Annotated in this window: 7 protein-coding genes; 3 read left to right on the top strand and 4 right to left on the bottom strand. The window is 56.9% G+C overall.

Annotated features, from left to right (window positions below):
* Nucleotides 1-36: 36 nt before the first annotated feature.
* From O3648_RS08005 to O3648_RS07995, 3 genes are all read right to left on the bottom strand, one after another.
* Entirely contained in the window at nt 37-1,353 is a 1,317-nt protein-coding gene (locus O3648_RS08005; protein WP_279789385.1) for a TIGR01906 family membrane protein, read from the bottom strand.
* A 146-nt stretch (nt 1,354-1,499) separates the two neighbouring features.
* A complete protein-coding gene (locus O3648_RS08000; protein WP_049362309.1) occupies nt 1,500-1,721 on the bottom strand; it encodes a DUF3499 family protein in 222 nt (73 codons plus the stop codon).
* Between the two features lie 20 nt (nt 1,722-1,741).
* The gene (locus tag O3648_RS07995) at nt 1,742-2,170 is read right to left on the bottom strand and encodes a WhiB family transcriptional regulator (RefSeq protein WP_279741790.1); all 429 of its coding nucleotides are present in this window, start codon (nt 2,168-2,170) and stop codon (nt 1,742-1,744) included.
* Nucleotides 2,171-2,851: 681 nt separating this feature from the next.
* Here O3648_RS07995 and O3648_RS07990 point away from each other — a divergent pair.
* A complete protein-coding gene (locus O3648_RS07990; RefSeq protein ID WP_371569490.1) occupies nt 2,852-3,652 on the top strand; it encodes a TIGR03089 family protein in 801 nt (266 codons plus the stop codon).
* Between the two features lie 164 nt (nt 3,653-3,816).
* Here the strand turns inward: O3648_RS07990 and O3648_RS07985 are convergent, their stop codons facing one another.
* Complete coding sequence (locus tag O3648_RS07985) at nt 3,817-4,434, bottom strand: GtrA family protein (RefSeq protein WP_279741787.1); 618 nt, start codon at nt 4,432-4,434, stop codon at nt 3,817-3,819.
* A gap of 362 nt (nt 4,435-4,796) precedes the next feature.
* Here O3648_RS07985 and O3648_RS07980 point away from each other — a divergent pair, with 362 nt between their 5' ends.
* On the top strand, nt 4,797-5,987 hold the full coding sequence (locus O3648_RS07980) for a 5-(carboxyamino)imidazole ribonucleotide synthase (RefSeq protein WP_371569486.1): 1,191 nt from the start codon (nt 4,797-4,799) through the stop codon (nt 5,985-5,987).
* Nucleotides 5,988-6,086: 99 nt separating this feature from the next.
* Nucleotides 6,087-6,469 (top strand): 5-(carboxyamino)imidazole ribonucleotide mutase (purE, locus tag O3648_RS07975; protein WP_371569483.1); only part of this gene is annotated, 383 nt, incomplete at its 3' end.

The following is a 6,469-nucleotide window of genomic DNA, read 5'->3' as shown; positions in this document are numbered from 1 at the left end:
CCGCGCTGGCTTGCACGGTGAAGTGGCTGATGATTTCTAGTTGTCACCGACTCGTGCGGAAGCAAGCTTGACGCGCAGCTCCTGGCGTTCCTGGCGGCGGCGTTCTGCCTTGAGCTTGCGGTATTTGGTGGGCCAGGTGGCCACGAGCAGGAGGGTAATCTGCGCTGCCATGAGGACCGCTACAGCGATTGCTGCATCGATCCAGAATTGCGGCGGGTAGAGGCGAATGAGCGAGCTTCGTACGGAAAACTCCCAGTTGCCCTGCGGGAAGAACACCTGATGGAAGGTGGTGAACAGCCATTCCCAATTGAAGAAACCCATAACGCCGAGCACCGCGATGAGTCCCAGGGTAATCCAAGCACCAGAGAAGAGGCTACGGCGGATGGTTCCGGGGGAGCGCTCGCGCAGGGAGATGCTACTAAAGAGCGTCAGTAGGAAGAGCGCGGCAACAGCTATGATGGCGACAAGCAGTACCCACTTCACGTCGTGCATGTGGTTCACTTCTGCTTCGGTGAAGGCGAGGGTATTGTCGGCACCGGTGGTGACGCGGGCGAGGTATTCTCGCGGCGCGAAGTTGTTGATGTAGTCCACGCCGTAGGAGCCCAGGCGCATCCTCTCGATGAGGTAGTAGCCGTAGCTGTCTTCGGGGAATCCGGGGCGGTGGTATTCAAACCAGAGGAAGGGGGCGGAGGCTACGGTGCGGATCGCAATCATGAGTACGGTCAGCGGTACTGTGAGCGCGATGAGGGTTGCGCGGAGCTTGAGGAAGCGCGGGGTGTCTTCCACGGCATCTTCGCGGGCTGCGGCACGTTCTGCTGCTTCGGGTGAGGCCGCCAGGGAGGACAGCGGCGCGTTGGGGTCTGCGACCGTGTGAGTGTGACCTGTACGGGTGGTTTCGGTGCGGTACTTGCGTCCGGCGGTGGAGGCGCTTGCCGCCTCCGAGGTATCGATGGTTTGTGCTTCGACCGCATTTTTGGCTTCTGCTTCAGCGGCCTTCTGCATGGTTTCGCGATTGAGGTCGCTGAGCGTCGGGTTTTTGGGGGTGGTCTTCGAGTCTCGTACGAGGGGCACGAAACCGGTGGAGACGTTCGTGCGGGTGCGCACGCGGGTGCCGACGCCCTGTTCGCGTAGTTTGCTGCGTGCAGGGACGACGGGTACGCTCCCGGTGGGCAGGTCGGGTTCTTCGGCGACGGTGGGTACGTCTGCTGCAATGCGTCCGAAGGCGCCGGTGTACGGAGTCGGTTCACTGGCTTTAATTTCAGCGCGTCGGGCGTGGAGTAGTTCTTCGGCACTGGTGCGACGGATGGCCGGGCGCAGTGCGCCCCACATCCCTCGGTGTGTTTCTTTGGTCATGGATCTCGCGTTCTTTTCGAGTGGTCGGTGTTTGGGTGAGTTGCGGGTGTCTATGCTATCTGCCAGTTTCTCATATGCAAAGAACCTTCCGCATGAATTCGCGGAAGGTTCTTTACATTCGGGTGTTTAATTCTTGGTTTTGAATTCTAGGATTCGGTGGTGTCTTGAACGGGTACCTTGTAGACCACTCGCCAACCCTGGGGTGCAGTCAGCCGTGCAGCGTGATGGTCGCAGAGGTCATAGGCGTGGGGTTCGCGGAATTCAGAGAGTGCATCGATAAGTGCCGTGGAGTCTGCATAGGAGTAGTGGAGAGTAACAGTCGCCTCTCGTTGGCAGGTCTGGCGGGAGCATAGTCGTGCAGTCTGCATGTAGGTGGTACCTTCCTGGCTTAGCTCGTCTGCTTGCGCAGTCGGCGGCGTTCACGTTCTGACAGCCCGCCCCAGATTCCGAAGCGCTCGTCATTGTCCATTGCATATTGTAGACATTCTTCGCGCACGGGGCATACGCCGCATACCCTTTTGGCGTCTCGGGTGGAGCCTCCTTTCTCAGGGAAGAAGGCCTCGGGGTCAGTTTGGGCGCAGAGCGCTTCAGCTTGCCAGGCGAGTTCTCCGTCTTCGCCTTCGGTTCCGTAGAGCCCTGCCGCGGCGGTCCACACGTCGGCGCAGGGAGGGGGGTTGAGCTGCTTGGCTCGTTCTGCTTCTGAGAGAAAGACATCGGCGATTTTTTCGAGGGGTGGAGTGGGATTCATGCTACGGTGCTGAGCGCCTGATGCGCGCGCGGCCGCGACGGAGCGGTCGGATGCAATGTAGGAGCCCATGGGTTTTCCTTCCGTGTTCTCATTGTGAGCATAATGAGTCTGCGGATCCGTCGTAGACGGAATCTTCATGTGTATGGTGTGGCATGGTTTGCTCTGGCCTCTACGGTCCCTTCCGGAGCAAAACACGCTTATATATCTATTAGACGTGCGACACGCCGCTTCGTCAAACTAGACTTAATCAATGTTTAGATGTACTTGTTACAATCTTCATATTTAATGTGAATTTGACCTTTATATATTTTTCACCCCTTCACTTGCCCCCAGTCACATCTTGAGTCAGCCTCAAGTTTCCCCTTTTTAGGACCAGTTACCACTGCATGCAAATTCAGTATCTTGACTCCAAATATAAGGAAAGTTACCCCTGCAGGAATCCCCCAAACCCCACTCCCAGAAATTTTCAGGACATTCAAAAAGAAAAGTTTATCTTTTCGATACCCATGCTCTGCATATTTTTTTCCAGGCTTATTGCGAAACATTTATATTTCCAATTTATCTGCATGCCATATTTCAAAATAGGACCTTAGGTGGTGCAAAGGTTTTTCATCATTAGGTTTTTCAAGCACCCCTTAGAAGTTTTTACTTTACTTCTGTACTTTTCTAGCCCGGTAACGGGTACTCCCCTCCCCGCAGAACCACCCCTCTACCTCCGCTCCCTCTGAACCGTGAGGTAGAGTGAAACCCATGGTTATTCTCTCCCCCACCAGCGCTTCCGCACCCACGACTCTGAACCGTTTCTTCGAGAAACTCAGTGCTCAGCAGACCCCCGCCCTGATCTGGTATTCGGCGGCAGGCGAGCGCATTGAGCTCTCCGGCAGGGTCCTCATGAACTGGGTAGACAAGAGCGCAAACCTGCTGGTTGAAGAATGTGAACTGACGCCCGATGAAGGTTTTGACCTGCAGGCTCCCCTGCACTGGCGCACTATTGTTCTGGGTCTGGCGGCGCTACGCGTGGGCGCGATCCTTGATCAGGATGAGCCTCTGGTTGCCGCGGTCTGCACCGAGCAGGAGGCGGGCTACACGAATGACCCCGCGTACCTTCTGGCGGTCGACCGTGCACCGCTGGCTCTTTCCTACACCGACAATCTGCAGGCACTGGCTCCGCACGCCGAGGAGGTACTCGATTACTGCGCCCTGGTGCGCAGCTTTGGCGACCAGTACTCGGGTCTGCTTCCCAATGATTCGGCAGAAATCATTGAGGGTTTCAGCTACGCGGAAGCCTACGAGCAGGTTCTTACGCAGGCACAGACCTATCGCACGGCGGGATACATGCTACCTTCGGGGCAGCGGGCGCTCTCACTGGAGTTGAGCCCCGACTACGGTTTTGATGCTTCGGAGGCGGCTCTGAGCGCTCTGCTGGAGGTGCTAGCTATTTTGGTTTCGGGGCATGCGGTGTTTGTGGCTGATCCGAGCGTCAACTGGCAGGATGGGCAGCTGGCGTCTCTGATGGTTGCCGAGCGTGCGGTCGAGCTTCCCCGCGCGTAGTACTCCTCCACTGTTACCCGAAAAATCGCACGGATGGCTAACGACCGCCCGGATCACCAACATGCACATAGGACTTTAAATGATCCATCCCCCGATACCGTTCGTATCGGGGGATGGATTGTTATGTAACGTTCTAACTATGCTGTTTCTACATTCCGAGGAGCTTAGTAGTTCTGCAAGCCGGGCTTCGGCTGCGCCTCGGATGCAGACGTCTCAAGGCGTGCCTTCTGCTTGGTGGGTTCTTCGCCTTCGAGAATGGCAGCAGCCTCATCAAACATGCGGCCGAGCTCTTCGTGATCGGTGCCTTCGCCCTTTTCAACCTGCTTGCGGTGCGATCCGTACACCCAGAATCGGTAGAGGAAGTAGCGAAGAATGGTACCCAGTATGGTACCGATAATCGTACCGGAGATGAAGGACGCCTCGGGGGTACGAAGGTTCAGCACGTAGGTACTGAATGCCACACAGCCGGCTTCGACGAGAATACCGAGCAGGTTCACCAGACCAAATTCGAGTGCTTCGCGCTTCCAGTTTTCGGAGCGGGAGTCGCGGAAGGTCCACAGGCGGTTCATGAGCCAGGAGAAGATGGTTGCGACAACACTCGCTACAATTTTCGCCTTGGTGTGGGACTCCGACATGATGGTCATCATCAGCACCCACACCGTCACAGAGTTGACGATGAAGGCGGCACCGCCCACGGTACCGAATTTGAGTACCTCAATACCGTAGCTGTCCCAGAGGGATTTCAAGCGTTCGGTAATGGTCAGTTTCGTCTGTGCACTCATGCGTGGCCTATCTAGCGGGATTTTATCAAAGAAAAAGGTGCCGATGCTGCAACGGTGAGCGTTGGTTACGTTGTCACTGCATGGTGCTTCGGTCTCTTTTACAAGCTCTTCCATGTTAATACAGTTCCGGTGCGTTGTTTGTCCCTCGGGGAGTTTTTCCATAGATCTCTCAGCCACCGAGTGACTCTTTTCATCATGCGCTGATAGTTTCGTCTCTGCCTGACCGTGCAGAAGGCAGGTTTTTACGATTTCTTCCGGTATTTACGCCCAAATATTGGGCTCTGAAGCCCCGTTGACCCCAATCTGCGACTTAATGTGGTCTTACTCCCATAAGCACTCCGAACCAGGTACACTTAGGTGATGTGACTTACCCTGTGACTGGACCCGTAATTGGTGTCATCGGCGGTGGCCAGCTGGCCCGCATGATGGCTCCCGCAGCAACTAACCTTGGCCTTAACCTGCAGATTCTCGCGGAGGCGCCCACCGTCGGCGCCGTGGCAGCGGTACGTACCGCCCCCGTCGGGGACTACAAGGATTTGGACACCCTCCGCGAATTTGCTCGCGGCAAGGATGTCATCACTTTCGACCATGAGCATGTGCCCACCGATTTTCTGCACACCCTCATAGCAGAGGGCGTAAATGTACAACCCCACCCGGAGGCTCTGCAGTACGCACAGGATAAACTCCTCATGCGCCAGGCTGTCGAGCGTCTGGGTTTGCCGAACCCTCGCTGGGCTCAAGTGAGCACTTTGGATGAGCTGCTTGCTTTCGGTGATGAGATTGGCTGGCCTGTGGTTCTGAAGACCCCGCGCGGCGGCTACGACGGCAAGGGCGTACTCGTTCTGGATTCCCCAGAGGAGGCTCGCGAGCGCAGTGCTGCATGGTTTGAGCAGTTACCTTCCCGCACCGATTTCTCCGCTCTGCTTGCCGAGGAGAAGGTACCCTTCACCCGTGAACTCTCCGCATTGGTGGCTCGCCGTGAAAGCGGCGAGGTACGCCCCTGGCCGGTTGTTGAGACCATTCAGGTGAACTCCATCTGTGACGAGGTCATTGCCCCCGCTCAGGATCTAGACCCCGAGGTTGCTGAAGCCGCTGCCGCCACCGCGGTCACTATTGCCTCCGAGCTGGGCGTGACCGGTGTCATGGCTGTTGAGATGTTTGAGGTGCCCGGCTCCCCCGCCGGCTTCTACATCAATGAGCTGGCAATGCGCCCGCATAATACCGGCCACTGGACTCAGGACGGCTCGGTGACCAGCCAGTTTGAGCAGCATCTGCGTGCTGTACTGGATTTGCCGTTGGGTGACACTTCCGTGCTGGAGGGTGTTGCCGTGATGAAGAACTACCTGGGCGGCGAGAACGAAGACATTTTCGGTGTCTACCCGCTGGCGCTTTCGACTGAGCCGCGCGCAAAGATTCACTTCTACGGCAAGGAAACCCGTCCAGGCCGCAAGATTGGTCATGTGAATATTTCCGGTACGGTGGCTGAGCTTGAGGCGCTGCGCCACAGCGCCGCGAATGCCGCTTCCATTTTGCGTGACGGCCGCCCCCTGTAGTCCCTGTTTTAGCCGGTGCGTGGGGTGAGCACATCCTGCGTATCCGACGCACCCTATTAATGGTGGTTCGCCACCGCATTCTGAAAGGATATGAGGATTATGTCTCAGTCTCCCTATGATTCTTCCCAGCCGATTGTTGGCATTGTGATGGGTTCGGATTCGGACTGGTCAGTTATGGAGGCTGCCGCCACGGTTCTTGACGAGTTCGGCATCCCTTACGAGGCCGATGTTGTTTCTGCTCACCGCATGCCCGAAGACATGATTGAGTACGGCAAGAAGGCTCACAGCCGCGGTATCCGCGTGATTATTGCTGGTGCTGGAGGTGCTGCTCACCTGCCCGGTATGCTCGCTTCCGTCACCGCACTACCCGTGATTGGTGTTCCGGTGCGTCTGAAGAACCTCGAGGGCATGGACTCGCTGCTGTCAATCGTTCAGATGCCCGCCGGTGTTCCTGTAGCTACCGTCTCCATTAACGGTGCTCG

Origin of the sequence: Rothia sp. 27098_8_161 (assembly GCF_041432905.1) — a bacterium.
Classification (GTDB): domain Bacteria; phylum Actinomycetota; class Actinomycetes; order Actinomycetales; family Micrococcaceae; genus Rothia.
The sequence above is the reverse complement of the archived record's forward strand: the minus strand, read 5'-3'. Positions and strand labels throughout refer to the sequence as shown.